This window comes from Halomonas hibernica (assembly GCF_013183775.1).
GTDB lineage: Bacteria > Pseudomonadota > Gammaproteobacteria > Pseudomonadales > Halomonadaceae > Vreelandella > Vreelandella citrativorans.
Window position 1 is genome coordinate 172,249 of record NZ_VIFN01000005.1, and the last position, 26,811, is coordinate 199,059.

General features: G+C 55.9%; 42 protein-coding genes and 1 riboswitch. Of the genes, 11 read left to right on the forward strand and 31 right to left on the reverse strand.

Annotated elements, in window-relative coordinates; genetic code table 11:
* Nucleotides 1–44: 44 nt before the first annotated feature.
* From FKN99_RS09860 to FKN99_RS09875, 4 genes are all read left to right on the forward strand, one after another.
* Nucleotides 45–698, forward strand: coding sequence for a type 1 glutamine amidotransferase family protein (locus FKN99_RS09860; protein ID WP_172117691.1), 654 nt, complete (start codon nucleotides 45–47; stop codon nucleotides 696–698).
* Nucleotides 699–991: 293 nt separating this feature from the next.
* Nucleotides 992–1,726 (forward strand): metal ABC transporter ATP-binding protein, encoded by a 735-nt coding sequence (locus FKN99_RS09865; protein ID WP_172117692.1) that lies wholly within the window; start codon nucleotides 992–994, stop codon nucleotides 1,724–1,726.
* Nucleotides 1,710–2,600, forward strand: coding sequence for a metal ABC transporter permease (locus tag FKN99_RS09870; protein WP_172117693.1), 891 nt, complete (start codon nucleotides 1,710–1,712; stop codon nucleotides 2,598–2,600). The genes FKN99_RS09865 and FKN99_RS09870 overlap by 17 nt, the downstream gene beginning before the upstream one ends.
* Before the next feature lie 21 nt (nucleotides 2,601–2,621).
* Nucleotides 2,622–3,692 carry a metal ABC transporter substrate-binding protein gene (locus tag FKN99_RS09875; RefSeq protein ID WP_172117694.1) on the forward strand — a complete coding sequence of 357 codons (1,071 nt, stop codon included), beginning with the start codon at nucleotides 2,622–2,624 and terminating at the stop codon, nucleotides 3,690–3,692.
* Here FKN99_RS09875 and FKN99_RS09880 read toward each other — a convergent pair.
* On the reverse strand, nucleotides 3,689–4,561 hold the full coding sequence (locus FKN99_RS09880; RefSeq protein WP_319941265.1) for a LysR family transcriptional regulator: 873 nt from the start codon (nucleotides 4,559–4,561) through the stop codon (nucleotides 3,689–3,691). The two genes, FKN99_RS09875 and FKN99_RS09880, sit on opposite strands and share 4 nt — an antisense overlap.
* A gap of 147 nt (nucleotides 4,562–4,708) precedes the next feature.
* Here FKN99_RS09880 and ampC point away from each other — a divergent pair, with 147 nt between their 5' ends.
* Nucleotides 4,709–5,872 carry a class C beta-lactamase gene (ampC, locus tag FKN99_RS09885; protein ID WP_253927014.1) on the forward strand — a complete coding sequence of 388 codons (1,164 nt, stop codon included), beginning with the start codon at nucleotides 4,709–4,711 and terminating at the stop codon, nucleotides 5,870–5,872.
* 132 nt (nucleotides 5,873–6,004) lie between these two features.
* On the forward strand, nucleotides 6,005–6,670 hold the full coding sequence (locus FKN99_RS09890) for a cupin domain-containing protein (RefSeq protein ID WP_172117696.1): 666 nt from the start codon (nucleotides 6,005–6,007) through the stop codon (nucleotides 6,668–6,670).
* Here the strand turns inward: FKN99_RS09890 and FKN99_RS09895 are convergent.
* The gene (locus FKN99_RS09895) at nucleotides 6,667–7,032 is read right to left on the reverse strand and encodes a DUF6164 family protein (RefSeq protein WP_087108910.1); all 366 of its coding nucleotides are present in this window, start codon (nucleotides 7,030–7,032) and stop codon (nucleotides 6,667–6,669) included. The genes FKN99_RS09890 and FKN99_RS09895 overlap by 4 nt on opposite strands.
* A 1-nt stretch (nucleotide 7,033) precedes the next feature.
* Nucleotides 7,034–7,567: a lactoylglutathione lyase gene (gene gloA, locus FKN99_RS09900; protein WP_172117697.1), complete on the reverse strand. Its 534-nt coding sequence runs from the start codon at nucleotides 7,565–7,567 to the stop codon at nucleotides 7,034–7,036.
* A 228-nt stretch (nucleotides 7,568–7,795) separates the two neighbouring features.
* Nucleotides 7,796–7,891: riboswitch (TPP riboswitch) on the forward strand.
* A 24-nt stretch (nucleotides 7,892–7,915) separates the two neighbouring features.
* Here gloA and thiM point away from each other — a divergent pair.
* The 5 genes from thiM (at nucleotide 7,916) to FKN99_RS09925 (ending at nucleotide 11,591) form a co-directional block, all read left to right on the forward strand.
* Nucleotides 7,916–8,716, forward strand: coding sequence for a hydroxyethylthiazole kinase (thiM, locus tag FKN99_RS09905; RefSeq protein WP_172117698.1), 801 nt, complete (start codon nucleotides 7,916–7,918; stop codon nucleotides 8,714–8,716).
* Nucleotides 8,716–9,330, forward strand: a complete 615-nt coding sequence (thiE, locus tag FKN99_RS09910; protein ID WP_172117699.1) for a thiamine phosphate synthase — start codon at nucleotides 8,716–8,718, stop codon at nucleotides 9,328–9,330. Before thiM ends, thiE begins: the two co-directional genes overlap by 1 nt.
* Nucleotides 9,327–10,247 carry a LysR family transcriptional regulator gene (locus tag FKN99_RS09915; protein ID WP_172117700.1) on the forward strand — a complete coding sequence of 307 codons (921 nt, stop codon included), beginning with the start codon at nucleotides 9,327–9,329 and terminating at the stop codon, nucleotides 10,245–10,247. Before thiE ends, FKN99_RS09915 begins: the two co-directional genes overlap by 4 nt.
* Before the next feature lie 86 nt (nucleotides 10,248–10,333).
* Nucleotides 10,334–10,750, forward strand: coding sequence for a DoxX family protein (locus FKN99_RS09920; protein WP_172117701.1), 417 nt, complete (start codon nucleotides 10,334–10,336; stop codon nucleotides 10,748–10,750).
* Nucleotides 10,751–10,853: 103 nt separating this feature from the next.
* Nucleotides 10,854–11,591 carry a DODA-type extradiol aromatic ring-opening family dioxygenase gene (locus tag FKN99_RS09925; RefSeq protein ID WP_172117702.1) on the forward strand — a complete coding sequence of 246 codons (738 nt, stop codon included), beginning with the start codon at nucleotides 10,854–10,856 and terminating at the stop codon, nucleotides 11,589–11,591.
* 122 nt (nucleotides 11,592–11,713) lie between these two features.
* On the opposite strand, the gene FKN99_RS09930 is transcribed toward FKN99_RS09925, so the two are convergent.
* The 28 genes from FKN99_RS09930 to rplC form a co-directional block, all read right to left on the reverse strand.
* On the reverse strand, nucleotides 11,714–13,015 hold the full coding sequence (locus tag FKN99_RS09930) for a D-alanyl-D-alanine carboxypeptidase family protein (protein WP_172117806.1): 1,302 nt from the start codon (nucleotides 13,013–13,015) through the stop codon (nucleotides 11,714–11,716).
* Nucleotides 13,016–13,346: 331 nt separating this feature from the next.
* Nucleotides 13,347–13,733 carry a 50S ribosomal protein L17 gene (rplQ, locus tag FKN99_RS09935; protein ID WP_018917717.1) on the reverse strand — a complete coding sequence of 129 codons (387 nt, stop codon included), beginning with the start codon at nucleotides 13,731–13,733 and terminating at the stop codon, nucleotides 13,347–13,349.
* A 39-nt stretch (nucleotides 13,734–13,772) separates the two neighbouring features.
* A complete protein-coding gene (locus FKN99_RS09940) occupies nucleotides 13,773–14,768 on the reverse strand; it encodes a DNA-directed RNA polymerase subunit alpha (RefSeq protein WP_172117703.1) in 996 nt (331 codons plus the stop codon).
* A 120-nt stretch (nucleotides 14,769–14,888) separates the two neighbouring features.
* Nucleotides 14,889–15,509, reverse strand: coding sequence for a 30S ribosomal protein S4 (rpsD, locus tag FKN99_RS09945; RefSeq protein ID WP_087108925.1), 621 nt, complete (start codon nucleotides 15,507–15,509; stop codon nucleotides 14,889–14,891).
* Nucleotides 15,510–15,521: 12 nt separating this feature from the next.
* Nucleotides 15,522–15,908 (reverse strand): 30S ribosomal protein S11, encoded by a 387-nt coding sequence (gene rpsK, locus FKN99_RS09950; RefSeq protein ID WP_009099028.1) that lies wholly within the window; start codon nucleotides 15,906–15,908, stop codon nucleotides 15,522–15,524.
* Between the two features lie 52 nt (nucleotides 15,909–15,960).
* On the reverse strand, nucleotides 15,961–16,317 hold the full coding sequence (gene rpsM, locus FKN99_RS09955) for a 30S ribosomal protein S13 (protein WP_172117704.1): 357 nt from the start codon (nucleotides 16,315–16,317) through the stop codon (nucleotides 15,961–15,963).
* Between the two features lie 123 nt (nucleotides 16,318–16,440).
* A complete protein-coding gene (gene rpmJ, locus FKN99_RS09960) occupies nucleotides 16,441–16,554 on the reverse strand; it encodes a 50S ribosomal protein L36 (protein ID WP_009099023.1) in 114 nt (37 codons plus the stop codon).
* 50 nt (nucleotides 16,555–16,604) lie between these two features.
* Nucleotides 16,605–17,936: a preprotein translocase subunit SecY gene (secY, locus tag FKN99_RS09965; protein ID WP_172117705.1), complete on the reverse strand. Its 1,332-nt coding sequence runs from the start codon at nucleotides 17,934–17,936 to the stop codon at nucleotides 16,605–16,607.
* Nucleotides 17,937–18,371: a 50S ribosomal protein L15 gene (rplO, locus tag FKN99_RS09970; RefSeq protein ID WP_172117706.1), complete on the reverse strand. Its 435-nt coding sequence runs from the start codon at nucleotides 18,369–18,371 to the stop codon at nucleotides 17,937–17,939.
* A gap of 3 nt (nucleotides 18,372–18,374) precedes the next feature.
* Nucleotides 18,375–18,557 (reverse strand): 50S ribosomal protein L30, encoded by a 183-nt coding sequence (gene rpmD, locus FKN99_RS09975; protein ID WP_172117707.1) that lies wholly within the window; start codon nucleotides 18,555–18,557, stop codon nucleotides 18,375–18,377.
* A 6-nt stretch (nucleotides 18,558–18,563) separates the two neighbouring features.
* Nucleotides 18,564–19,064: a 30S ribosomal protein S5 gene (gene rpsE / locus FKN99_RS09980; protein ID WP_172117708.1), complete on the reverse strand. Its 501-nt coding sequence runs from the start codon at nucleotides 19,062–19,064 to the stop codon at nucleotides 18,564–18,566.
* A gap of 11 nt (nucleotides 19,065–19,075) precedes the next feature.
* Entirely contained in the window at nucleotides 19,076–19,426 is a 351-nt protein-coding gene (rplR, locus tag FKN99_RS09985; RefSeq protein ID WP_022520865.1) for a 50S ribosomal protein L18, read from the reverse strand.
* A gap of 9 nt (nucleotides 19,427–19,435) precedes the next feature.
* The gene (gene rplF / locus FKN99_RS09990) at nucleotides 19,436–19,966 is read right to left on the reverse strand and encodes a 50S ribosomal protein L6 (protein ID WP_172117709.1); all 531 of its coding nucleotides are present in this window, start codon (nucleotides 19,964–19,966) and stop codon (nucleotides 19,436–19,438) included.
* 9 nt (nucleotides 19,967–19,975) lie between these two features.
* Entirely contained in the window at nucleotides 19,976–20,368 is a 393-nt protein-coding gene (gene rpsH / locus FKN99_RS09995) for a 30S ribosomal protein S8 (protein WP_172117710.1), read from the reverse strand.
* A 32-nt stretch (nucleotides 20,369–20,400) separates the two neighbouring features.
* Nucleotides 20,401–20,706 (reverse strand): 30S ribosomal protein S14, encoded by a 306-nt coding sequence (rpsN, locus tag FKN99_RS10000; RefSeq protein WP_172117711.1) that lies wholly within the window; start codon nucleotides 20,704–20,706, stop codon nucleotides 20,401–20,403.
* 10 nt (nucleotides 20,707–20,716) lie between these two features.
* Nucleotides 20,717–21,256, reverse strand: coding sequence for a 50S ribosomal protein L5 (rplE, locus tag FKN99_RS10005; protein WP_087108941.1), 540 nt, complete (start codon nucleotides 21,254–21,256; stop codon nucleotides 20,717–20,719).
* Between the two features lie 18 nt (nucleotides 21,257–21,274).
* Nucleotides 21,275–21,589, reverse strand: a complete 315-nt coding sequence (rplX, locus tag FKN99_RS10010; protein WP_009723895.1) for a 50S ribosomal protein L24 — start codon at nucleotides 21,587–21,589, stop codon at nucleotides 21,275–21,277.
* A gap of 14 nt (nucleotides 21,590–21,603) precedes the next feature.
* Nucleotides 21,604–21,975: a 50S ribosomal protein L14 gene (rplN, locus tag FKN99_RS10015; protein WP_172117712.1), complete on the reverse strand. Its 372-nt coding sequence runs from the start codon at nucleotides 21,973–21,975 to the stop codon at nucleotides 21,604–21,606.
* A gap of 51 nt (nucleotides 21,976–22,026) precedes the next feature.
* Nucleotides 22,027–22,287 (reverse strand): 30S ribosomal protein S17, encoded by a 261-nt coding sequence (gene rpsQ, locus FKN99_RS10020; RefSeq protein WP_009723897.1) that lies wholly within the window; start codon nucleotides 22,285–22,287, stop codon nucleotides 22,027–22,029.
* A gap of 1 nt (nucleotide 22,288) precedes the next feature.
* A complete protein-coding gene (gene rpmC, locus FKN99_RS10025) occupies nucleotides 22,289–22,480 on the reverse strand; it encodes a 50S ribosomal protein L29 (protein WP_027337514.1) in 192 nt (63 codons plus the stop codon).
* A complete protein-coding gene (rplP, locus tag FKN99_RS10030; protein WP_007112000.1) occupies nucleotides 22,480–22,893 on the reverse strand; it encodes a 50S ribosomal protein L16 in 414 nt (137 codons plus the stop codon). The genes rpmC and rplP overlap by 1 nt, the downstream gene beginning before the upstream one ends.
* A gap of 15 nt (nucleotides 22,894–22,908) precedes the next feature.
* Complete coding sequence (gene rpsC / locus FKN99_RS10035; RefSeq protein ID WP_087108946.1) at nucleotides 22,909–23,613, reverse strand: 30S ribosomal protein S3; 705 nt, start codon at nucleotides 23,611–23,613, stop codon at nucleotides 22,909–22,911.
* Between the two features lie 11 nt (nucleotides 23,614–23,624).
* Nucleotides 23,625–23,957, reverse strand: a complete 333-nt coding sequence (rplV, locus tag FKN99_RS10040; RefSeq protein ID WP_009723900.1) for a 50S ribosomal protein L22 — start codon at nucleotides 23,955–23,957, stop codon at nucleotides 23,625–23,627.
* 18 nt (nucleotides 23,958–23,975) lie between these two features.
* On the reverse strand, nucleotides 23,976–24,251 hold the full coding sequence (gene rpsS / locus FKN99_RS10045) for a 30S ribosomal protein S19 (RefSeq protein ID WP_027337511.1): 276 nt from the start codon (nucleotides 24,249–24,251) through the stop codon (nucleotides 23,976–23,978).
* Between the two features lie 33 nt (nucleotides 24,252–24,284).
* The gene (gene rplB / locus FKN99_RS10050; RefSeq protein WP_172117713.1) at nucleotides 24,285–25,115 is read right to left on the reverse strand and encodes a 50S ribosomal protein L2; all 831 of its coding nucleotides are present in this window, start codon (nucleotides 25,113–25,115) and stop codon (nucleotides 24,285–24,287) included.
* A gap of 17 nt (nucleotides 25,116–25,132) precedes the next feature.
* Entirely contained in the window at nucleotides 25,133–25,429 is a 297-nt protein-coding gene (rplW, locus tag FKN99_RS10055; protein WP_087108950.1) for a 50S ribosomal protein L23, read from the reverse strand.
* Complete coding sequence (gene rplD, locus FKN99_RS10060; protein ID WP_172117714.1) at nucleotides 25,426–26,031, reverse strand: 50S ribosomal protein L4; 606 nt, start codon at nucleotides 26,029–26,031, stop codon at nucleotides 25,426–25,428. Before rplD ends, rplW begins: the two co-directional genes overlap by 4 nt.
* 15 nt (nucleotides 26,032–26,046) lie before the next feature.
* The gene (gene rplC / locus FKN99_RS10065; protein WP_172117715.1) at nucleotides 26,047–26,685 is read right to left on the reverse strand and encodes a 50S ribosomal protein L3; all 639 of its coding nucleotides are present in this window, start codon (nucleotides 26,683–26,685) and stop codon (nucleotides 26,047–26,049) included.
* Between the last annotated feature and the right edge of the window lie 126 nt (nucleotides 26,686–26,811).

Here is a 26,811-nt window from a genome sequence, read left to right on the forward strand (position 1 = left end):
TGCTACGCTTAATGCCATCCCCCTTTGATGACAGGACTTTCCCGATGCGTTTACACCCTCTTTTAGGCGTACTGCTGTGCGTTGTGGCACTGCCAGCTTTGGCGCAAACAACCGATGAGTGGGCGGGTTATGACGATGTATTTGAGCGCGGTGCGCGGCAGGCCAATGTGTGGGAGTGGGGTTGGACAGGTATTTATGGCGCAAGCCTTGTGGTGGATGCTTACCAGGCAAGCGAAGCAAGCGACCGCGATGACCGTTTTGATGCGCGGATCGGTGTGGTGAAATCAGCCTTGGCGCTTGGCGGAGTGTTGCTGGATAGCCAGCCACACCAGGCGGCGTTGGCGCAGTACGAGCGTTTAAAAGCCCGTGGTGAGCTAAGCGGTGTGCAAGCGCTGGGGTTGGAACTTGCCCAGGCCGAGCGGGCACGCCGTGGCTGGGGTGAGCGGGTGAACTCACTGGTGATTAACAGCATTGCGGGCGGTATTATTGCGGCCGATGGCCGCGAGCGCGACGGGGCGATGAACTTTGCCATGGGCATGCTGGTCAATGAACTTCAGATTTGGACCCAGCCCAACCAGGCGTCATCCGCTATTAACCGTTTTCAGCCCGCCCGCGTTTCGCTTGGCCCAGTGACGATGGACGGTGAATATGCGCTGCTGGTCTCTCCCCAGCAGATTAGCGCTACATGGCGTTACTAAAACGCCCTGTGGATAAGTTACTTTGGGATGAGTGTGTGAGCGCGATTGTCATTGTCACGACGCGGTAAGCACGTAAAATATTCAGTAATTTTTTTGGCTTCGCCAATTGTTATGTTATAACTTATTCTATTATTAAGAGGGTACTCTGTGAGTCATCGCACGCACCGCCATAACCGGGAGGGGCCTTGCCACTTCTCTTTAATGTCATTGTCGGCCACGAAACGGCTGCTACTGGTGACGATACCGCTTGTGGCGCTATGGGCGCTGGTGGTGTGGGCTGGTGGGTGGCCTAAATGAGTCAGCGCACAACATCACGCTTACAGCTTAAGAATTTGCACTTGGCCCAAGGGCATCGCACCGTGCTTGAGCATGTGGATGGCGATATCAGGCCGGGGGCTATTACGGCATTAGTGGGTGCCAATGGGGCCGGTAAAAGCACTCTGATCCAGGCCATTATGGGCGAACTTCGCCCGGCAGGTGGCAACGTAATATGCAGCGTTCCTTCTGAACGCTGTGCCTGGCTGCCTCAGCAGTTGGCGCTGGACTTAACCTTTCCCATGAGTGTGGAGGAGTTGGTCATGACCGGCAGCTGGCCAAGCCATGGGGCACTAAAAGGCTACTGTGCGACGCACTACCGTAAAGGTCGCGACATCATGGCGCGCTTGGGTATTTCGCACTTGGCTCACCGCCCGTTAGGCGAGCTTTCCGGCGGCCAGCGCCAGCGGGCCTTGATTGGGCGTACGTTAATGCAGGAAGCCGAGCTGCTACTGCTGGATGAGCCTTTTGCCAACGTGGACAGCGACACGGTCGATATTTTAATCCGTATCCTGCGCCAGATGGCCGATGACGGTACGACGATTATTATTGTTCTGCACGATATGGACCATTTACGCCGCTTGGCCGATGAAATATTGATGTTAAACGGCGGCCATGCCCGCTGGGTGGCACCCAGTGAACTACATCATCAGCCACTGCCCGCCCAGGCTGTCCCTTTTACACTGGGGGAGCACCATGCTGGAACTGCTTAATACGTGGCTGATTGCGCCGTTTGATTACGGCTTTATGCGCCGCGCGGTGGTCGGCGGGTTAGCGCTGTCCATTGCGGCCCCGCCCTTGGGCGTTTTTCTGGTGCTACGCGGCATGAGTCTGATCGGCGATGCCTTGGCGCACGCCATTATGCCGGGCGTGGCTATCGGCTTTCTACTGGCCGGGTTCTCGCTGCCCATTATGAGTATTGGCGGCGTATTGTGCGGGTTAATGGTGGCGCTACTTGCCGGGGCAGTATCGAAGATAGGCGGCCAGCGTGAAGATGCGGCCATGGCGAGCTTTTTTATTATCTCGCTAGCGGCGGGGGTCATGCTGATCTCGATGGGGGGCAGCAGCGTTGACTTAACCCACGTTCTGTTTGGGTCGATTTTGGCCGTTAACGCCACTGCATTACTACTGATTGCAGGCATCAGCACGCTGATTCTGGTGACCCTGGCGATCATCTTCCGCGCGCTGGTGGTGGAGTGTTTGGACCCGCTTTTTTTACGCGGTCAAAACCGCCGCAACGGCTGGGTGCATAGCGTGTTTTTAGCCTTGCTGGTGCTCAACATGACGGCGGGCTTTCAAACGCTGGGCACGATGATGGCGGTAGGTTTAATGATGCTGCCCGCCACCGCCGCGCGTTTTTGGAGCAGGCGCCTTGAGGGGCTAATGGCGATTGCGGTCGTGATCGCCATGGTCGCCAGTACCGGTGGCTTGCTGCTCTCTTTTCATCTGGATATTCCCTCGGGGCCGAGCATTATTCTGCTGGCCGGCGTGGGCTATCTTTTCTCGGCGATGTTCGGGCGCTACCACAGTCTGGCTGCCCGGCTAAGGCGTAAAACAGCCCCGCTCAGTGCTGAGGCATCTACGTAACATCATTCAACAGGAGTCGGTATGTCTTTACGGTTATCTTCGCGCTTATTGGTTGGCGTATCCGCCATGTTGGCACTGCCCGCGGCCATCGCAGCAGACCGCGTTCAGGTGGTGACAAGCTTCTCCATCCTGGCCGATATGGTCGAGAACGTGGGCGGTGAGCACGTTGAAGTAACATCACTGGTGGGGCCTGACGGTGATTCGCACGTCTACTCCCCTCGCCCAGGCGATGCACGCGCACTGACAGAAGCGGATCTTGTGGTGTTCAATGGCCTACTGTTCGAAGGCTGGATGGAGCGGCTCATTGAATCCAGCGGCTACAACGGCGCATTGATCACGGCCACTGATGGCATTAACAAGCTCGACTACCATGGTCATGGGCACGACCACGGGCATGACCACGATCATGACCATAATCACGACCACGACCACGACCACGACCATGCGCATGGTGAATTTGATCCTCATGCCTGGCAGGATATGGCCCAAACGCGGATTTACGTTGCCAATATCCGTGACGGCCTGATTGAGGCCGATGAGGCTAACGCCGATGAGTACCGGGCTAACGCCGATAACTACCTGGCCAGCATGGCAGAAGTCGATGCTGAAATTCGTGAGCTCATCAGCGAAATCCCGGCCTCAACCAGCGTGATTACTGGCCACGACTCCTTTGGCTACTTCTCGAATGCTTACGGCGTCAACTTTTTGGCACCTACCGGCTTATCAACCGAAGTAGAACCCAGCGGCGCCAGCATGGCCGAGCTGGTGGACGTGATCAACGACCAGAACGTACAAGCCCTGTTCCATGAAAACATGACCAATCCTGCGGTCATTCAGCAACTTTCTGAAGAGACGAGCCTGCCGATTGCCGGAACACTGTATGCCGATGCGCTCTCTTCCGAGGGCGAAGCGAGCACTTACCTTGGCATGATGCGCCACAATGCGGTAGTGCTGCACGAAGCACTGGCCCAACCGGGCCATGATGACCATGCGCATGACGGCCACGACCATGCACATGACGATCATGACCATGATCATGACCATGATCATGACCACGGGCATGATCACAGCGAGCATAGCCATAGCCACTAGGCATTGGTTGCCAGGGTCAGCCACTCTCTAAAACAGGCCATGGCCTGGGTTTCTGGCCGCGACTGTAAGCGCGTCAGCCAGTACCCGCCTAAACTCACCGCGGTGCTGAACGGTTGTACCAAAGCACCGCTGGTGAGCGGGCGTGAGAACATTGAAGGCGGCGCCAGGGCAATGCCTACACCCTGCTGTGCGGCTTCTATCATGGCAATAGAAGAGTCAAACACGATACTTCTTGGCACAGAAACACTGCCTGATAACCCCGCCGCCAGTAGCCACTGCGTCCACTCATCGGTGCGATAAGAGCGTAGCCATGTTTCACCCACGACATCGGCCGGCGTCTTTAGCCGGGTGGCGATGTCAGGCGTGCACATGACCGACAGCGAGGCTGGCAACAAAGGCTGGGCCGCAATACCGTGCCAGGCGCCTGTTCCAAAACGAATAGCAAAGTCGAACCCTTCCGCGGCCATATCCGTGCGATTGTTATGGGTCGAAAGGCGCAGATCAATAAACGGATAGCGCTCCTGAAAGTCAGCAAGCCTGGGCAGCAACCAGCCGACGGCGAACGTGCCCACCGCGCCCACATTCAATACCTCCCGGTAGTTCTGCTCGCCTAATTGATCCAGCGTGTGCGTAATCTGATCAAAAGACGCCTTGAGGACCGGCAGTAACATTTCGCCCTCTTGCGTTAACATCAGCCCGCGCGGCAGGCGGGTGAACAGCGCTACCTTCAACTGGCCTTCCAGCAATTTTACGTGATGACTTACGGCCGCTTGCGTCACGCATAGCTCGGCAGCCGCTCGGGTAAAACTCAGGTGCCTGGCCGACGCTTCAAAGGCGCGCAGGGCTTTTAGTGGTAAGTAGGGACGCACGATACAGACCCCCAAATTTTTCTAATGGCTTATGCAAAATATCGCTGTTTGTCACCTTGTACGGTTCGCCGTAACGTAAGCAACGAATCAGCGGGGCCAACACCCGATGTTAACCAACAACACGTAACGGGTTTTCTGATGAACAAGATGTTAACAGCAAAAAATGCGCTTATTGTGGCAGGTTCGTTTCTTATCAGCGCTTTTGGCTATGCGAATGATGATCCACGCAGTCTGCCGGTGGCGTCGGTGGTCAACGACACTATCGTAGCCTTGATGGACGCGCACAGTGTCCCGGGCATGGCCGTAGCGGTGAGCGTTAAGGGCACGCCCCATTACTTTAATTATGGGGTCGCCGATCAAGAGGCTGGCGTGCCGGTAACCACCGATACGCTGTTTGAGTTGGGTTCCGTCAGCAAGACGTTTACGGCGACGCTGGCGGCTTACGCTCAGGCCAGCGGTGCTCTGTCACTTTCCGACCCCGCCAGCCAGTACCTGCCAGCCCTTGAAGGAAGCGCCTTTGATAACATCAGCCTATTGGAACTGGGCACCTACACGGCGGGTGGGCTGCCGTTGCAGTTTCCAGATAGCGTCAACAACGAAGACGACATGGTCGCCTACTACCGCCAGTGGGCACCGACGTATGCGCCAGGCACTCATCGGCTCTATTCAAATCCGAGCATTGGATTACTCGGTTACCTGACCGCCCAGCGGCTTGGAAAACCTTACGCCCAGTTGATGGAAGCGCACGTGTTTTCAGCACTCGGCCTTGAACACAGCTACCTGCAGGTACCTGAAGACGCGCAGGCGAACTACGCCTTCGGGTACTCAAAAGAGGATGAGCCGATTCGGGTGAACCCCGGCGTACTGGATGCAGAGGCCTACGGGGTAAAGTCGAATAGCGCCGATATGCTGGCGTTCATTAACGCCAACATGGACAGCTCAGCGGTGGATGAACCGCTGCGCGAAGCACTGGAAGCAACCCGGATGGGCTACGTCAACATGGGCGATATGACCCAAGGCCTCGGTTGGGAACGCTATGCCTACCCTGTGTCGCTTGACCAGCTACAAGCAGGCAATTCGCTGGAGATGGTGCTGGAGGCTAACAAGGCCGAGCAGCTTCAGACACCGCTACCGGCAGATGACGATGTGTGGTTTAACAAGACGGGCTCAACCAATGGCTTTGGCGCTTATGTCGCCTTTGTACCCAGCCAGCAAATAGGCATCGTGATGCTCGCCAACCGCAATTATCCCAACCAGGCACGTATTGAGGCCGCCCACCATATTCTGACGACGCTTGCGGCGACGCCCTGAAAAAAACCGCCTTTATGCAACGAGCCTCCCTAACGGCTCGTCATTAAAGCGCTCTTTTATGCATTGCATTTTGGGTGGTGGATAAGGAGACTTGCACTACCGCGATCCCCCCCACTGCAAAGAGCCAATACCATGCGCCTTAACGCCGACTTTAGCCACTTTGCCTGCGTAACGCCGGACCAATATCAATGGGTCGATTCGCCCAGTGCAGGCGTCACGCGCATGATGCTTGATCGCATCGGCGAGGAAGTCGCCAGAGCGACCAGCCTGGTATGCTACGCGCCCAACAGCCAGTTCACCGCACATACCCACGACGGCGGGGAAGAGATTCTTGTACTAGAGGGCGTGTTCGGTGATGAGCACGGCCGCTACCCTGCGGGCACCTATCTGCGCAATCCTATCGGTACGGGCCACACCCCGCACATAGGCGATGAGGGCGCGCTCATCCTGGTGAAGCTTCACCAGTTTGCAGCCAATGACACTCTTCAACTGGCCGTACCTGCCCACCGTTTACCTTGGCAGCCGGACCGTCGCCCAGGCATTACCTATAAAATGCTGCATACCTTTGGCCAAGAGCGCGCCAGCCTGGAGCGGTGGGAGGCGGGCGTGACGATTGTCTACCCAACGCTGGGCGGTGGCCTGGAAGCGTTTGTTCTGGAAGGCACCTTGTGCGACGGCGATACCGAATACCCGACGGGCAGCTGGTGTCGCTACCCTCCCGGCGCCGCTCCCCAACTTAGCGCGGGCAGCGAAGGGGTCAAGCTCTACTTAAAACGCGGGCACCTGCGGCTTGATTAACGTGTCAGGCCAAGAAATGGCAACAGCGTAAGCAGTGCCACCATGACGACCGCCACCATTACCAGGGTGACCTGAAAGGGATGCGCCGCCAGGCGGCGCCATAAGGTAGGTGCATCGCCTTGGCTCACGGCCTCGGCGTGCGCTTGCCGAGCCTTGGTGAAGCGCTCGGCTTGATACACCGCCAGTGCTGCTTCGGCCGCCTCACGCTGGGTTTCATCACGCAGCCAGATCGCGTCCACCCCTAAGCGGAAAAAACCGGCCTGCGTTTCATAGGTATCAAAACCATGTTCTGCCAGTAGTGAGCGGACTTCCATGGCTTCTTCATCGGTAACGTAGCGCAGCCGAAACAGCAAGTGTGCCATATCAGTCGCCCATCGCCGCCATTAGGTCGGCCTGGATAACTTCGATCCAGTAGCCGTCCGGGTCTTTCACAAAAATGACGCCCTGCATTTTGCCTTGATCCGCCCGCTTTATGAACGTCACATCGTGCTCATCAAACCACGCCTGGGCCGCTTCCAAGTCCGGCACGCTAAAGCAGATATGTCCAAAGCCCTGCGGTTCGGCATTGCCATCGTGGTAGGCAAAATCGTCCTGGTCTTCTGTGCCCCAGTTATGGGTAAGTTCTAACAGCCCCTTTTGGCTGAAGGTCCAGGCGGTACGCGCCTGGGTATCTTCCGGCACCTGGTCGTTGGCTTCCAGGTTCGCCAGAAAGTAGAGCGAAAACTGCATCTCTTCGAAATCCAGCCGACGCAGCACCTGCATGCCAAATACCTGGGAGTAAAAGGCCAATGAACGCTCGGGGTCTTTCGCCCGCAGCATCGTATGGTTTAAGCGAAACCCTTGGGTTTGCGCAGGGGCCGGACGAACGCCTTTATGCTGTTCACCTTGCAAAGTCATCTTGGGCTCCTTGTGGGAATTATGCTGTTAAATGAATTGATTGAGCGGTTATCTTTGACAAAAACCATACCGTGTACAAGCCTATCGCTAACCGTTTCACACCGCATGATGCCGTTGTGATGACATACCATGAGGGCAGAACAGCCATTATTCCAGCCCCGCTTACCCTACCGGCCTCCCCTTACACATCGTCTGCGCTTTACAGCACCGCCCAAGGCAAGGATAGTAGCCTGACGACAGGGGCGCTTGAGACGCTCAAGCTGAGATGCACCCTTAGAACCTGAACCGGATAATACCGGCGTAGGAAGTCGCGGTGTCATCACACCCGATCTACGCTGTGAGGTGGCCATGACATCACTCCCGCTGAGCGACGCGCTTTCCGCTGTACAACGCACCACGCCGTTAGTGCACTGTATTACCAATTTTGTAGCGATGAACAGCACAGCTAACTGCCTGCTGGCTGTCGGCGCTTCCCCTGCCATGCTGCATTCAACTGAGGAAGTCGCTGAGTTTACTCGCTTGGCCGGGGCACTTTCGATCAATATCGGTACGCCTTCACCACACTGGGCAGAAGGTATGCAACTTGCCGCCAAAACGGCCAACGAGCACAATACCCCCTGGGTATTGGACCCGGTTGCAGTGGGCGCCACTTATTACCGTCAAACGCTTTCACAAACGCTATTGGCTTTTAAGCCCAGCGTGATCCGTGGCAATACCTCAGAAGTCATGACGCTTTCCGGCTTGACCCACGCGGGCCGTGGGGTGGATGCCACGGCCTCTACGGATGAAGCGCGTGAGGCCGCCATTAACCTCGCCAAGCAGCAGCGCTGTATTGTCGCGATGACCGGCGTGCAGGATTTTATTACCGATGGCACTCAGCACTGGCGCTTGAGCGGCGGACACGCGCTTATGCCGCGTGTCACTACGCTTGGCTGCGCGTTAAGTGCCACCGTTGCCGCCTTTGTAGCGGCCAGCCCCGGAGCTCCCTTGAACGCCACGTTAGCCGCACTTACAAGCTTTGCTATCGCGGGTAGCCGCGCTGGACAACAGGCGGCAGGCCCGGGTAGTTTTCAGGTAGCCCTGTTGGACGCCTTGTATCAGCTAACGCCTACAGACGTCCGTCAGTTTACCGGGCTGGAGGAAGGATAATGCGTTTTGATCTTTCGCTTTATCTGGTCACTGACGCTCAACTCTGTCAAGCCGCAGGGCTAGAGCGCACCGTTATTGAGGCCGTCAAAGGGGGCGTCAGTTTTGTTCAACTGCGCGATAAACACGCAAGCGATACCGACATGATTGAACAGGCCAGGCGCTTGAAAGCCGCCCTGGCGGGTAGCGGGGTACCACTGGTGATTAATGACCGCTTGAACGTTGCCTTGCAAAGCGGCGCCGATGGGCTGCATGTCGGCCAAAGCGATACAGCGGTTCAAGAGGCACGGGCGGCCATGGGGCCAGAGGCAATTATCGGGCTTTCGATTAATACGCTTGAGCAGCTTCACTCAGCCCCCGTGGCCCTGCTCGACTACGTGGGCCTGGGCCCGGTGTTTACCACCCAAAGCAAGCAGGACCATGCTAAACCGTTGGGGTTTGAAGGCCTGGCTCAATTAGCCGCGGCCTGCACCTTGCCAAGCGTGGCCATTGGTGGGCTCAAGGCTGAACACGCCCAGCAGGTCGTTGCAGCCGGTGCCAATGGCCTGGCGGTTATCTCCGCCATTTGTGGCCAGCCTGATCCTTACCAGGCCGCACGGGCGTTGGCTCGGCCATGAACCAGCTCGATCATATTGCCGCTTTTGTCAAAGTTGCCGAGCTTGGCAGCTACACGCGGGCCGCTGAAGCATTGGATCTTTCCCGCACGCGGGTATCACGTATTGTCATGGCCCTTGAAGAGACGCTCGGGGTGCGGCTTATTCAGCGCACCACGCGGCGCCTGCATTTAACCGCCGAGGGCGAGCGCTACCTTGCGCATGCCCAAGCGATTTTACAGGCGCTTGATGAGGCTGCCGCCGACGTAGGCAGCGGTGTTTCTGAAATAAGCGGCCGTTTACGCATCAACGGCCCCATGAGTTTTGGCATGCGCCACCTCTCCCCGCTGGTGCCGCGCTTTATGGTGGCGTATCCTGGCCTGGACGTACGCCTGGACTTAGGTGACCGCCGCGTGGATCTTCTCGAAGAGGGCTACGATGTGGCCATTCGTATTGGCAACCTGCCCGACTCAAGCCTGATCGCCAGGCGTCTGACGCGCTGTCAAATGCTGTTTTGCGCATCCCCGGCGTACCTTGAAACCCATGGCGTGCCGGAAAATGCAGAGGCGCTTGCGCACCACCGCTGCCTGCGTTACCGCAGCGATTTAGCCAATAGCAACTGGCGTTTTGAAAATATGACGCTGACACCCCAAGGCCCGCTTGAAAGCAACAATGGCGATGTTTTAACCCATGCCGCCGAGGCAGGTATCGGTATCGCTCATCAACCCAGCTTTTTGGTAACGGAGAGCATTATCGCTGGGCGCCTGGTTCAGGTACTGCCGCACATCCCTCCCAAGATGCTGGATATTCATGCCATTTACCCTGCGCGACGCTTTTTACCTGCCAAGGTAGAGCGGTTTATTGAGTTGTTAACGGATGCCTGGGGTAGCCCGCCTTACTGGGAGCAGGAGATGGGATTGTCGCCTATTTCGCAACAGTGATGTTTGGTACGCGTGGATTATCTCTGCCGTCAATGAACGTAAAGTGTCCCCATTGAACTTTCATCACTGCCCAATGGAGATACCCCATGAATGCATCTTCTTCCACCATGAGCACAAACCTTCAACCCCACGCCATCGCACTGCTGCGACTATCACTTGGCGTGATGGCACTCGCCCATGGCCTGACCAAGGTGTTTGTGTTTACCCTGCCGGGCACGGTCGCCTACTTTGAGTCAATGGGCCTGCCAAGCGTTATAGCCTACTTAACGATTCTGGGCGAAGTTGGCGGCGGTCTGGCCTTGATTCTGGGTATTTATACGCGCTGGATTAGCCTTGCAATGATCCCTCTGCTACTGGGTGCTACGTCCGTGCATCTTGGCAACGGCTGGGCGTTTACCAACGCTGGCGGTGGTTGGGAGTTCCCGGCATTCTGGACCGTTGCCCTGCTCGTGCAGGCAGGTTTAGGCGGCGGCAGCTTTACACTGAACCGCCGCGTTAGCTAATCGCGTTAGGCGCACCCAAACGAGTTTATCTATCACCTTTTCTCCGCCATGCCTTTGCTCGCGCCCTGGTCACTGCCAGGGCCTTCTGCCAGGAGACGTTGTTATGCTACCCAGTCTTTTTATATCCCACGGCTCTCCCATGCTGATCCTCACCCCTACGCCTGCCCATCACTTTTTACGTTCGCTGGGCAAGCGACTGACGCCCAAGGCGATCATTGTGGTTTCGGCGCACTGGGAAAGTCAGACGCTGAAAGTCAGTAACAGCCCTTGGCCAGAAACCCTTCATGACTTCGGCGGCTTTCCCCGCGAACTGTTCGAGCAGCAGTACCCAGCACCTGGCGAGCCTGCACTGGCCAACCGCTTGGCCAAATTACTGGGCGCCTCAGAAGTGGAACGAGGGTTTGACCACGGCACCTGGGCACCTCTTTCGCTGATGTTTCCCAAGGCGGATATTCCTGTCGTTACGCTATCGCTGCCTGTGCGTTGGTCCAACGACAAGCTGGTTGAGCTGGGTAAGCGCCTGGCGCCACTGCGTGAAGAAGGTATTCTGGTGATCGGGTCGGGCAGCCTGACCCATAACCTTTACGAAACCATGCCGCTTGATAACCCAATGCCCAACTGGGTCGGCGCTTTTGCAGAGTGGGTCGACACCCAGCTTGTGAACAATGACCGTGAGGCGTTGCTTGCCTGGCAAACGGCCCCCGAAGCGAGCAGGAATCATCCAACGCCCGAGCATTTTCAGCCGTTACTGGTAGCCATGGGCGCAGGCGGTGATGTCACACCGCTCCACCGCAGCGTTGAGCATGGCGTGCTGGCAATGAACGCGTACGCCTTTGCCTAGCCTAAGCGATTGCGCGCGTACGTGTGCACTGGTGAAAAGCCGTAGTGGGTCGTGACATCAACCATAAAAAACCCCACCAGCTCATAAAAGCTGATGGGGTTTTTTGACATTTAAAACAAGGCTTAAAGGCTTGCGTTGACCACCATGCACTCCATGCCTTGCAGTTGTAGTTCACGGCAGGCTTCACGGGCGCGGTGCTCATCCAAAGCCACCAGGCGAGCACGGTATACCGGCGTTTGGCCTTCAAGCGTATCCACTTCCACGCGTCCGGCCAAGTTTTGCGTTAAGCGCTGGGCCGCTTGTTGGGCCAGCTGTTGAGCCTGCCCTTGCTGGCTAAATGCACCCACTTGGATACCCCAGGCGCCGGTCGGGGGAGCTTCCACCAAGCGCTCTCTTTGAATAAAGTCCTGCAAAGGGTCAGCGTTAGACGCGCGGGACGCCTCGGCCGGGCCTTCAACAGTGATCGTGGCCAGTTGCTCGTCTACGCTGGTATTGGGGGCAGGTGACAGCGTGGTCGTTTCAATACTGGCAAGCATTTGGCTTGGCGCAGGTGTTGGCGCCTTGGGGGGTGCCACGGGAGGTGTAGAACCACCAAACCCCATAAACTCCTGAGAGAAACTGGTATTGGCGACCCATGTACGCTGATCGCGCAGCTCAGCGCGCATAAAGCCTCGGTCGAGTAAATCGGCCATATGAGTATCACGCGATGAAGAGCTAAACCCTCCCATCACAATGGCAACCAGCCGCCGGCCATCATGCACCGCTGTCGTCGCGACGTTAAAGCCAGAGGCACGAATAAAGCCGGTTTTTAAACCATCGGCACCGGGATAGTCGCGCACCAGCCGATTATGACTGGTGTGGCGCTTGTCGCGATAAGTAAATTCCTGAAGACCGAAGTAATGGTAATACTGTGGAAAATCCTGCATGACACGCACCGAAAGTGTGAGCATGTCCCGCGCGGAGGTAATTTGCTGGTCATCAGGAAGTCCCGAGGCGTTGCGGAAGGTCGTGGCTGTCATACCTAACTCTCGCGCCTTTTCGGTCATAAGCCGCGCAAAGCGCTGCTCGCTACCGCCCAATGCTTCAGCCACCACAACGGCGACATCATTCGCCGAACGCACAGCCAGGGCGCGGATAGCGGTATCGACAGGAATCGTACTGCCCGCAGAAAGCCATAATTTGGTAGCGGGCATGGCCGCGGCCTGGGCAGAAACAGCGAGGGGCTCATTGAGCGTTAAAGTGCCACTTTCCAGCGCTTCAAAGGTCATGTACAGCGTCATCATTTTGGTCAGCGAAGCAGGATAACGCGGTGCATCCACATTTTCTGCGTATAAAACTTCACCGTTATCAAGATCGACCACAATACCTGCGTAACGTGGATTCGCCTGCACGGTCGAGGTGGTGATGATCAATAGCAGTAACATCGTTACCGCTAGCCATGCCCTCGACGCCTTGTTATCGTTTACTCCCCTCGTCACCATGTCTGCCCCTTGATGATTCATTTACGCTGGAAACGAGACGCACACTTTTTCCTCGGCCTGCACGCGTACACCCCCGCATTGAATAATGCGCCATGAATCAGTTCCCAAGGGTAAACAACTGCAGCGCCAATGGCCCCGTCAATTCACTCTAGACTAGCACGCTCGTCGGACAATTTAACGTTTATAGCGGCATTACTCGATACGCCAGGCATAAAAAAAACCGACCCAGCTGGGTCGGTTTTCATTCTGCTTTAAAGAGGCAGCAACTAAAGATTTACTCTTCAGCAGCGGCTTCTTCAGCAACCGGACGGTCTACTAGCTCAACGTACGCCATAGGCGCGTTGTCGCCGGTGCGGAAACCGCACTTGAGAATACGGATGTAGCCACCCGGACGCTCGGCGTAACGCGGACCCAGCTCATTGAACAGCTTGCCAACGGCTTCTTTGGAACGTGTGCGAGAGAACGCCAAACGACGGTTCGCAACGCTATCCTGCTTGGCTAAGGTGATCAGCGGCTCGATAACGCGACGCAGTTCCTTGGCCTTGGGCAGGGTTGTCTTGATGACTTCATGTTCGACCAGCGAGACAGACATGTTCTTGAACATGGCCTGACGATGCGAGCTGGTGCGATTCAGATGACGACCACTCTTACGATGACGCATGGTTGTAATTCCTTACCAAACTGGGACTCAAGTCGACACTCACGCGGTGGCCTTGTCGTCCTTCAGGCTAGCGGGCGGCCAATTTTCCAACCGCATGCCGAGGGACAAGCCGCGCGCCGCCAAAACGTCCTTGATTTCATTCAAGGATTTTTTACCGAGGTTCGGTGTCTTCAACAGCTCAACTTCTGTGCGCTGGATAAGATCACCGATATAGTAAATATTCTCGGCTTTTAGGCAGTTCGCGCTGCGAACGGTCAACTCAAGATCGTCTACGGGGCGCAATAGGATTGGATCAACGTGATCTTCTTCCTCTTCGACTTCCTGCTCTTTATCAGCTTCAAGGTCGACGAAGGCGGCCAGCTGCTCTTGCAGAATGGTCGCACTGCGACGGATAGCCTCTTCCGGATCCAAAGTACCGTCGGTTTCCAGATCGATAATCAGCTTATCGAGGTCGGTGCGCTGCTCAACACGAGCGGCTTCAACCGAGTAGGAAACGCGGCGGACAGGGCTGAAGGTGGCATCCAGCTGCAGGCGGCCAATAGCACGGGTCTCTTCATCAGAGCCACGGGCGTCAGCCGGTTCGTAGCCACGACCCAGCGCTACCTTAAGCTGAATTTTCAGCTCGGCACCTTCATTGACGTGTGCAATGACGTGGTCCGGGTTGACGATTTCGACGCTATGATCAAGCGCAATGTCGCCAGCAGTGACGACGGCTGGGCCCTGCTTGTTCAGCGAGAGCACCGCCTCATCGCGGCTGTGCATCTTGATCGCAACATCTTTCAAGTTCAGGAGGATTTCGATGACATCTTCCTGCACCCCTTCGAGCGCACTGTACTCGTGCTCTACACCCGCAATTTCAGCCTCTACCACGGCAGCGCCGGGCATAGACGAAAGCAGAATGCGACGCAGTGCATTCCCCAGGGTGTGACCAAAACCACGCTCGAACGGTTCGAGAACGATTTTGGCATGATGTGCGCTGATTTCTTCGACCTTGATGTCGCGAGGACGAAGAAACTCTGTCACTGAACGCTGCATATGAACACCTTTCAGGCTGCCAAACGGATACTGAGTTCTTAAGAACCGTACTCAAGAGCATCTGGGCGGTTAGCTTTGCTATCCCGCCCAGGCTTCAAGAAGCAGATTAATTAACGCCGCTTACTTGGAGTACAGCTCGACGATCAGGTTTTCGTTGATGTCGGCAGTCAGGTCACCGCGTTCAGGCAGAGCCTTGAAAGTGCCTTCCATCTTCTTGGCGTCGATTTCAATCCAGAGGATATCGCCACGGTTGGCCGCAATGGTCAACGCGTTTTGAATACGTGCCTGGTTCTTCGCCTTTTCGCGAATAGCAACAACGTCACCCGGCTTCACTTGGTAGGAAGCAACGTTAACGGTGCGGCCGTTCACGGAAATCGCCTTGTGGCTAACGAGCTGACGCGCTTCAGAGCGAGTCGAGCCGAAACCCATACGGTAGACGACGTTATCCAGTCGGGATTCAAGCAACTGCAACAATACTTCACCGGTCGCACCTTTCAGGCGAGCAGCTTCTTTGTAGTAGTTACGGAACTGTTTTTCGAGTACGCCATACATGCGACGTACTTTTTGCTTCTCACGAAGCTGCAAGCCGTAGTCTGAAAGACGCTGACGACGCTGGCCGTGTACACCCGGGATTTGCTCGGATTTACACTTTTTCTCGAAGGGAGTCACGCCACTCTTCAAAAAGAGATCGGTGCCTTCACGACGAGACAGTTTGCACTTCGGTCCAATATAACGAGCCATGAATCTGTCTCCTTAAACGCGGCGTTTCTTAGGCGGACGGCAGCCATTATGGGGAATGGGCGTCGCGTCTACGATGCTTTGCACGCGGAAGCCTGCGGCATTGAGTGCGCGCACGGCGGATTCACGACCGGGACCTGGGCCTTTAACCAGTACGTCTACGTTTTTCACACCATACTCGGCTGCAGCAGTCGCTGCACGCTCGCTTGCTACTTGAGCAGCGAACGGGGTGCTCTTGCGAGAACCACGAAAACCCGAACCACCGGCAGTTGCCCAAGAAAGAGCATTGCCCTGGCGGTCTGTGATCGTCACGATCGTGTTGTTAAAAGAGGCATGGATATGCGCAACGGCGTCCACTACCTGCTTTTTAACCTTTTTACGGTTACTACGCGGGTTAGCCATGTTGATGTCTATTCCTGTCGTTACGCCGGCTCTCTATTAAAGAGCCTGCGTATTATTTGCGGATCGGCTTACGCGGGCCCTTACGGGTGCGCGCGTTAGTCTTGGTCCGCTGACCACGCAGCGGAAGACTACGACGATGACGCAGACCACGGTAGCAGCCTAAGTCCATGAGACGCTTAATGTTCAGCGTAACATCACGACGAAGGTCGCCTTCTACGGTGTACTTACCAACTTCAGCACGCAGGGTATCCAGCTCTTCGCCAGACAGGTCCTGGGCCTTGGTAGTCGGCGCGATACCAGCAGCAGCACAGATATGCTGCGCGCGAGTACGGCCAATCCCGAAGATATAGGTCAGCGAGATCGCCGCATGCTTGTTGTCCGGGATATTGACGCCTGCAATACGGGCCATCAGCTTACTCCGAAATTTGAGCGGCTTGCTCGTTTATTCATCTACAAAAGGCGCAACAGCATACCCCTTTAAATGCCCTAAGGCAAGGGGTATGCCGAACACCCACTTAAAACAGCGTAGGAATTAACCCTGACGCTGTTTGTGCCGTGGTTCGATGCAGATGACGCGAACAGCGCCATTGCGTCGAATGATCTTACAGTTACGGCACATTTTCTTTACGGAAGCTCGAACTTTCATCGTTCTTTCTCCAAAAACGGCTCGCGGCGCGCCAATCGTAAGGCGGCGCCTCAGCGCGTGATGCCGCCGCTACCGTAGCCTTTCAGGTTGGACTTCTTCATCACCGAGTCATACTGATGCGACATGAGGTGTGACTGCACCTGGGCCATGAAGTCCATGATGACCACTACCACGATCAGGAGCGAGGTACCGCCAAAAAAGAATGGCACATTCCACGCAACGATCAGGAACTGGGGCATCAAGGAAACCGCAGTGATATATAGGGCACCGAACAAAGTCAGACGAGTCATGACTTTATCGATATAGCGAGCGGTCTGCTCGCCGGGGCGAATGCCCGGCAGGAACGCACCTGACTTTTTCAGATTGTCAGCTACATCCTTCGGATTGAAGACCAGCGCTGTGTAAAAGAAGCAGAAGAATACCACTGCCGCCGCGAAAAGCAAGATGTAAAGCGGTTGCCCAGGGGCTAATGCTTGTGATGCACGCTGTAACCACTCCATACCTTCACCTGCACCTACCCACTGACCAATAGAAGCCGGGAAGAGTAGAATGCTGGACGCGAAGATGGCAGGAATAACACCCGCCATGTTCACTTTCAAAGGCAGGTAGCTGCTTTGGCCTGCATACATCTTGTTGCCCACCTGACGACGTGGGTAGTTCACTTTCAAGCGGCGTTGACCGCGCTCAATGAACACCACAAACGCGACGGTGGCAATACCTAGCACTGACAGCGCTAACAGCGGAAGGACATTCCAGGCCCCTTCGTTACGAGCAAGTTCAAACGCTTGCCCCACGGCACTGGGCAGCCCAGCGACGATACCGGCGAAGATCAGCAACGAAATACCGTTGCCAATACCCTTCTCGGTAATCTGCTCACCTAGCCACATCATAAACACCGCGCCTGACACAAACGTAATCACGGCGGTGAAATAGAAGCTGAAGTCAGCGCTGTAAGCGATGCCTTGGCTAGCCAGACCGACCGACATGCCGGTAGCCTGGACAAGAGCCAGTATCACCGTGCCGTAGCGGGTGTACTGGCTAATCTTGCGGCGGCCGGACTCACCTTCCTTCTTGAGTTGTTCAAGATGGGGTGAGACCGCAGTCATCAGCTGCATGATAATCGACGCGGAAATATAAGGCATTATGCCCAAAGCGAGGACGCTCATGCGCTCCAGGGCGCCACCCGAGAACATGTTAAACATGCCCAGGATGGTGCCCTGTTGCTCCCTAAACAAGGCAGCAAGCTGGTCAGGATTGATACCGGGAACGGGAATGTGGGCACCGATACGGTACACCACGATGGCGAGGAGCACGAAGCGCAAACGCGCCCACAGTTCACTCAGACCGCTGCCCATCGCCGGCATATTTCCTGACTTGGCCATTTAGTCCTCTACCTTGCCGCCAGCAGCTTCGATCGCTTCACGGGCACCTTTGGTGACCTTGATACCACGAACGGTAACTGCCTTGTTCAGTTCGCCTGAAAGGATGATTTTCGCGTGTAGCGTTGCATCCTTCAGCACGTTGGCTTGCTTCAGTGTTTCCATAGTGACTTCGTCACCGGAAACCTTGGCAAGTTCAGCCAGGCGTACTTCTTCAGAGGCCAATGATTTAGCAGACGTAAAACCGAATTTCGGCAAACGACGCTGCATTGGCATCTGACCGCCTTCGAAACCAGGCTTGACGCTACCGCCACTGCGTGATTTCTGACCTTTGTGGCCACGGCCGCCGGTCTTACCAAGACCGGAACCGATACCACGACCAACGCGCTTTTCAGCGGGTTTGGAGCCCGGGGCCGGGCTTAAGGTATTAAGTTTCATGGATTACTCTCCCTCAACACGCACAAGGTAATTTACCTTGTGGATCATGCCGCGAACGGCAGGGGTGTCTTCCAGTTCAACCGAGTGACCGATGCGACGCAGGCCCAGGCCTTTCATAGTAGCCTTGTGCTTGGGCAAAATGCCGATGGTGCTGCGGATCTGGGTAACCTTGATCGTTGCTGCCATGGTGCCTTACCCCGTGATCGCGTCGACAGACAGACCGCGCTTGGCGGCGATGTCTTCCGGTGCATGCATAGCAGAGAGACCTTTAACAGTCGCTCGTACCACGTTAACCGGGTTGGTGGAACCGTAGCACTTGGCCAGTACATCGTGGACGCCAGCAAGCTCTAATACAGAGCGCATAGCACCACCGGCGATGATACCGGTACCTTCGGAGGCTGGCTGCATGTAGACCTTGGAAGCACCGTGACGGGCTTTCACAGGGTACTGCAGCGTGTTGCCTGCAAGGTTAACCTTGACCATGTTGCGACGAGCCTGGTCCATTGCTTTCTGGATTGCGACCGGCACTTCACGCGCCTTGCCACGACCGAAACCAACACGACCTTTACCATCACCTACGACGGTCAGTGCGGTGAAGCCGAAAATACGACCACCCTTGACCACCTTGGCGACGCGGTTAACCTGCACTAACTTCTCTTGCAGATCACCGTTTTGCTGTTCGTTCTTCGCCATCGTAAAACCCTTTAGAATTCCAGGCCGCCTTCACGAGCGGCGTCGGCCAGAGCCTTGACGCGACCGTGATACTTAAAGCCAGCACGGTCGAAGGCCACCTGGGTGATGCCTGCTTCTTTAGCGCGTTCAGCAATCAGAGCACCGACCTTGGAGGCCGCATCTGAGTTACCGGTCGCACCCTCGCGCAGTACTTTGTCCAGCGTAGAAGCACTGGCTAGTACTTTGCCACCATCCGGCGAGATAATCTGCGCGTAGATGTGACGCGGGGTACGGTTGACGCACAGGCGATACACGCCCAGCTCGCGGATCTTGGCGCGAGCACGGCGGGCACGACGGAGACGAGATTCTTTCTTCGCGTTCATAACCCTGCCTTACTTCTTCTTGGCTTCTTTGCGACGCACCTGCTCGTCGGCGTACCGAACACCCTTGCCTTTATACGGCTCAGGCGGACGGAAAGCGCGGATTTCCGCGGCGCACTGACCGAGCATCTGCTTATCCGCGCTTTTCAGCACGATAGTGGTGTTCTTCGGCGTTTCCGCTGAGACACCTTTCGGCAGTTCGTAGTCGACCGGGTGCGAGAAGCCCAGTGAAAGATTGAGCGTCTGGCCCTTAGCTTGGGCACGATAACCGACGCCAACAATTTCGAGAGTTTTTGTGAAACCCTCGGATACGCCCGTTACCAGGTTCTGAACCAAGGCGCGGGTAGTACCGGCCATTGCCCAGCTCTTGGCAGATTCGCTCGGGGCGAAGGTCAGCTGGCCATCTTCTTGACCAATCACCACGTCCTGGTGAATGGGCAGTGACAGCGTGCCTTGGCCGCCTTTGGCGGTCAGCTGGCTAGCATCGATTTTGATCTCGACACCAGCAGGCACTTTAACCGGATATTTCGCTATGCGGGACATTCCAGCCTCCTAGAATACGGTGCAGATGACTTCGCCACCTACACCCGCCTGGCGTGCGGCACGAGCGGTCATGACACCATTAGAGGTGGTGACAATCGCGATGCCCAGACCATCGGCAACCTTGGGCAGGTTGTCCTTGCCCTTGTACTGACGCAAAGACGGCTTGGAAACCCGCTGAATGTGCTCAATGACCGGCTTACCCTCAAAGTACTTGAGAGTCACGGTTAGTGCAGGCTTAACGCCTTCATCAACCGCAAAGTCGGTAATGTAGCCTTCTTCCTTTAGCACGCGGGCCACTTCCACTTTCAACTTGGAAGACGGCATGACTGCCGTCTCCTTGGTGGCCATCTGCGCATTGCGGATACGGGTAAACATATCCGCCAGAGTGTCTTGCATGCTCATTTAATGTGCGCTCCTGATGATTCTACGTGGCGTTACCAGCTGGACTTTTTCAGACCAGGGACGTCGCCACGCATGGCGGCTTCACGCAGCTTGTTGCGGCCAAGGCCGAACTTGTTGTAAAAACCGTGCGGACGACCCGTGATGCGGCAGCGGTTACGCTGACGTACCGGGCTTGAGTCGCGCGGCAGTTGCTGCAGCTTCAGCGTCGCCTCGAAGCGCTCTTCCTCAGACGTATTCACGCTTGAGATGATTGCCTTGAGCTCAGTACGCTTGGCCGCATACTTCTCGACCAGCTGCGTACGCTTGAGCTCACGCTCTACCATACTTTTCTTAGCCATGATCCAACCCTTATTTCTTAAACGGGAAGTTCAGTGACGCTAGCAGCGCACGACCTTCCTCGTCGGTGTTGGCAGTAGTAGTGATAGTGACGTCCAGCCCCCGAATGCGATCGATTTTATCATACTCGATCTCCGGGAAGATGATCTGCTCACGCACACCCATGGAGTAGTTGCCGCGACCGTCAAAAGACTTCGGGTTAAGACCACGGAAGTCACGCACGCGAGGAATCGCAATGTTAACCAGACGGTTCAAGAAGTCCCACATACGCTCACCGCGCAGCGTTACTTTGACACCAATCGGCCAACCTTCGCGCACCTTGAAGCCCGCGATGGACTTACGTGCTTTGGTCACCAGCGGCTTTTGACCGGACAATTTCTCCAGGTCACCGACGGCATTGTCGATCAGTTTTTTATCACTAACCGCTTCACCGATACCCATGTTCAGAGTCACTTTCGTGATCCGGGGTACCTGCATAACGTTGTTGTAGCTGAACTGCTCTTTGAGTTGAGCTACGACCTCGTTTTGATAACGTTCTTTCAAGTTCGCCATTTTGCTACCCGACTCGCGTTAGGCGTCGATCTGCGTCTGCGTCGACTTGTAGATACGTACCTTGGTACCGTCTTCCTTAACTTGGAAGCCGACGCGATCCGCCTTACCGGTCTCCGAATTGAAGATGGCTACGTTGGACGCGTGAATCGGAGCCTCACGCTCGACGATACCGCCCTGATTTCCCGCCATGGGATTCGGCTTGGTGTGACGTTTAATCATGTTCACACCGGATACCACGAAGCGGTTTTCTAATACCCGCTTAACGGTACCACGTTTGCCTTTATCCTTCCCGGCGATGACGATGACTTCATCGTCACGTTTGATCTTTTGCATATCCGCCTCGCTCCTTACAGCACTTCAGGCGCTAGGGAAATGATCTTCATGAACTTCTCATTACGAAGCTCACGAGTAACCGGCCCGAAGATGCGCGTGCCGATCGGCTGTTCGTTGGTGTTATTCAACAAAACCGCCGCATTTCCATCGAAACGGATCAGCGAACCGTCACTACGACGGACGCCACTACGGGTGCGAACCACTACCGCTTTCATGACTTGGCCTTTTTTGACCTTGCCACGCGGAATAGCTTCTTTCACCGTTACCTTAATGACGTCACCAACGCGGGCGTAGCGACGGTGTGAACCGCCTAGCACCTTGATGCACTGCACCCGGCGCGCTCCGCTGTTGTCGGCGACATCCAGCATTGTCTGAGTCTGAATCATCGGTTTTCTCCAAACCTAATCTGACTGCACTGATCGGCAGACTTTAGGTAATTAACCCTTAGCCTGCTCAACCACCTCGACCAGCGTCCAGGCTTTCTTTTTGGAAAGCGGACGGCACTCCTGAATGGAAACCGTATCGCCTGCCTTAGCCTGGTTCGCCTCATCATGGGCGTGCAGCTTGGTGGAGCGCTTAACGTATTTTCCGTAGATCGGGTGACGTTCACGACGCTCGATCATAACGACGATGGATTTATCCATCTTGTCGCTCACCACCTTACCGGTGAGCGTACGGGTTTTTTTCTCTTCGGCCATCTCAATCACCTGCCTTCTCGTTGAGCACAGTCTTAACGCGGGCGATATCCCGACGGACCTGCTTGAGCAGATGAGTCTGGCTCAGTTGGCCAGTGGCCTTCTGCATGCGCAGGTTAAACTGCTCGCGGAGTAGCTCGAGGAGCTGCTCTTTGAGCTCTCCTGCTGACTTTTCACGAATTTCCTGGGCTTTCATCACATCACCGTCCGTTTCGCAAAGGTGGTGGATAAGGGCATCTTCTGTGCGGCCAGTTCAAATGCTTCACGGGCCAGCTCTTCGGATACGCCTTCAATTTCGTACAGGACCCGACCCGGTTGGATCTGGGCTACCCAGTACTCAACAGAACCTTTACCTTTACCCATACGAACTTCGAGCGGCTTCTTGGAAATCGGCTTATCAGGGAAAACGCGGATCCAGATTTTACCGCCACGCTTAACGTGACGTGTGATCGCACGACGGCCGGCTTCGATCTGACGCGCAGTGATGCGGCCGCGACCAGTAGCTTTCAGACCGTACTCCCCGAAGCTGATCTTGCTTCCGCGATGCGCCAGGCCACGGTTGCGGCCTTTCATCATCTTGCGGAATTTCATACGCTTGGGCTGTAACATCGACTCGCTCTCCCCTTACCTGGAACCTTTCTTCTTGGGCGCGTTGCCGGCAGGCTGCTGTTGCTTAGCCTTGGCACGCACTTCCTCGATACCGCCGAGGATTTCGCCCTTGAAGATCCACACTTTAACGCCGATGACGCCATAGGTGGTGTGAGCTTCGTAAGTGGCGTAGTCGATGTCCGCACGCAGAGTGTGCAGCGGAACGCGACCTTCGCGGTACCATTCGGTACGTGCGATTTCGGCACCACCAAGACGACCTGACAGCTGAATCTTGATGCCGCCAGCGCCAAGACGCATTGCGTTCTGTACCGCGCGCTTCATGGCACGACGGAACATGACGCGACGCTCAAGCTGACCCGCTACGTTAGCAGCGACTAGCTTGGCATCCAGCTCTGGTTTGCGAACTTCTTCGATGTTCACATGAACCGGAACGCCCATCATTTCGGTAAGATCGCGACGCAGACGGTCGACATCTTCACCTTTTTTACCGATCACGATACCCGGACGGGCAGTGTGAATGGTGATGCGGGCGTTGTTAGCCGGACGCTCGATGTGAATGCGGCTTACGGAAGCGCTTTTAAGACGCTCTTCCAGGAAGCTGCGCACTTCGAGATCGTTATTGAGCTTATCGGCATAGGCGCCGCGCTCGGCATACCAGACAGAAGCATGGTCTTTGACGATGCCCAGTCGAATGCCTGTTGGATTGACTTTCTGACCCATCTGGTCGACTCCTACTTCTCGGCTACCTTGACGGTGATGTGGCAGGTGCGCTTCAAGATACGATCCGCACGGCCTTTGGCGCGCGGCTTGATACGCTTGAGCGTCATGCCCTCATCGACGCAGATGGTCGAGACACGCAGCTCGTCGATGTCCATGCCGTTATTTTCTTCCGCATTCGCGATGGCGGACTGAAGCACTTTCTTGACCAGCTTGGCAGCCTTCTTCGGTGAGAAGGTCAGCAGGTCAATAGCTTCGGCGACCGGTTTACCGCGCACCTGGTCAGCCACCAAACGGGCCTTCTGTGCGGATAAAGCAGCGCCACTCAGCTTAGCTGTGACTTCCATCTCTAAATCCTCTCTGGCTTACCGTTTGGCTTTCTTGTCCGCAACATGCCCGCGATATGTGCGAGTAGCAGCGAATTCGCCAAGTTTATGACCCACCATTTCCTCGGAGACGTGCACCGGGACATGCTGGCGTCCGTTATGGACCGCAATAGTCAGACCTACCATGTTGGGCAGGATCATCGAACGACGCGACCAGGTCTTGATCGGTTTACGGTCGTTCTTCTCCACTGCAGCCTCTACCTTCTTCAAAAGATGAAGGTCAATGAAGGGACCTTTCTTTAGTGAACGTGGCACAGCCGTTACCTCTTAAGTTCTTGGCAATTTCGATTAACGCGTCTTGTTACGACGACGGATAATCAGCTTGTCGGTGCGCTTGTTCTTACGCGTCTTGTGACCCTTAGTCGGTACGCCCCATGGGGATACCGGGTGACGACCACCACTAGTGCGGCCTTCACCACCACCGTGCGGGTGATCTACCGGGTTCATCGCGACACCGCGAACAGTCGGACGCACGCCTCTCCAGCGCTTCGCACCGGCCTTGCCAAGTTGACGCAGGCTGTGCTCGGAGTTGCTCACTTCACCCAGTGTTGCGCGGCACTCAGCCAAGATCTTACGCATTTCGCCAGAGCGAAGACGCAAGGTGGCGTAGTTACCTTCACGAGCAACCAGCTGAGCGCTAGTACCGGCACTGCGAGCAATCTGCGCGCCTTTACCCGGCTTCAGTTCGATACCGTGAACGGTAGAACCAAGCGGAATGTTGCGCAGCGGCAGGGCATTGCCTTTTTTGATGGGCGCGTTGACACCAGATTCCAGCACGTCACCCGCGCTGACACCTTTCGGTGCAATGATGTAACGACGCTCGCCATCTGCATATTTCAATAGTGCAATATGCGCGCTACGGTTCGGATCGTGTTCAAGACGCTCAACAGTGGCTGGAATGCCATCTTTGGTGCGCTTGAAGTCGATCAAACGGTAGTGCTGACGGTGACCACCGCCCACGTGGCGGGTGGTGATGCGACCGTTATTATTACGGCCACCGGACTTGGACTGTTTTTCCAAAAGCGGCGCATACGCACGGCCTTTGTACAGTTCCTCGCCAACGATCTTGACGACGTGGCGACGACCGGCGGATGTGGGTTTGGTCTTGACGATTGCCATTATCCGTACTCCTGCCCTTATTCGGCGCCAGAGAAGTCTTCGAGCGTTTCACCCGCAGCCAGGGTCACATAAGCTTTGCGGTAACCCTTACGCAGGCCAACGCCGTGTGCAGTACGCTTGGTTTTACCCTTAACGTTCAACACCTGAACGCTGCCGACCTGTTTGCCGAACAGTATTTCAACGGCTTTCTTGATCTCGGGCTTGGTAGCATCAGATGCCACCTTGAAAACGTACTGGTTGCGCTCTGCAGCCATCGCGGCCTTTTCGGTCACGTGCGGTCCAAGCAGAACCTTGAATACGCGTTCCTGGTTCATGCCAGCTTCTCCTCGAATTTACGCAGGGCGGAGACGGTGACCAGGACCTTATCAAAGGCAACCAGGCTCACCGGGTCAGCTGCCGCGACATCCACCACGTCAACGTGGGGAAGGTTGCGTGCGGCTAGATAGAGCGTTTCGTCCATTTCTTCAGTGACGATCAACACTTTCTCAAGGTTGAGCTCTTTCAGCTTGGCAGCTACCTGCTTGGTCTTGGGCGCTTCGACGCTGAACTCTTCAATTGCGACTAAACGCTCTTGACGGACAAGTTCAGACAGGATGGAGCGCATCGCCGCGCGGTACATTTTGCGGTTAACCTTCTGGGTATAGTCTTGCGGACGTGCCGCGAAGGTTACGCCGCCACTGCGCCACAGCGGAGAACGGATGGTACCAGCACGTGCACGGCCGGTACCTTTCTGACGCCACGGTTTTTTACCACCACCGCGAACATCGGAACGGCTCTTTTGAGCGCGAGTACCTTGACGGCCACCAGCCAAATAGGCGGTAACAACCTGGTGAACTAGCGCTTCGTTGAATTCTTTGCCAAAAGTGGCGTCGGCTACTTCAACGGTACCCGTGCCTGCAGCAAGATTCAGATTCATTGGTAATTATCCCCTTCAGCCAGCTTTCACGGCGCTGCGAACGATAACGTCGCTGCCGGGTGCTCCCGGTACGGCGCCCTTGATCAGCAGCAGGTTACGCTCGGCGTCAACACGGACGATCTCAAGGCTCTGTACGGTGCAACGGGCGTTACCCATTTGACCGGCCATTTTCTTGCCTTTAAATACGCGACCTGGTGTTTGACACATGCCGATAGAACCCGGCGCGCGGTGCGACAGGGAGTTACCATGGCTGTTGTCTTGGGTACGGAAGTTCCAGCGCTTAACAGCACCCTGGAAGCCTTTACCCTTAGAGGTGCCGGTCACGTCGATCATTTGACCAGCTTCGAAGAGGGATACGGTGAGTTCGCCACCCACTTCTGGAGCTTCTTCGCCTTCTGCAAGGCGGAATTCCATCAGTGAACGACCAGCCTCAACACCCGCTTTGGCAAACTGACCAGCCTGCGCTTTGGTGAGGTGTTTGGCTTTACGAGAACCTGTAGTGATCTGAATCGCTGCGTAGCCGTCAGACTCAATGGTCTTAACGCGCGTCACACGATTAGGATCAACTTCAATAACGGTCACGGGCACGGATGCGCCATCTTCGGTAAAGACACGGGTCATCCCGGCCTTTGTACCGACTAAACCGATAGTCATACTCAGTCTCCTATAGTGTACGGGGCTATCACCCGCTATGGCTGCCCTTTCCAGAGCATTCCACTAGCACATTGTGTGGCGCCTCACGGCGCGGCGGCTGCTGTTCATGCGATAAATGATGAACGC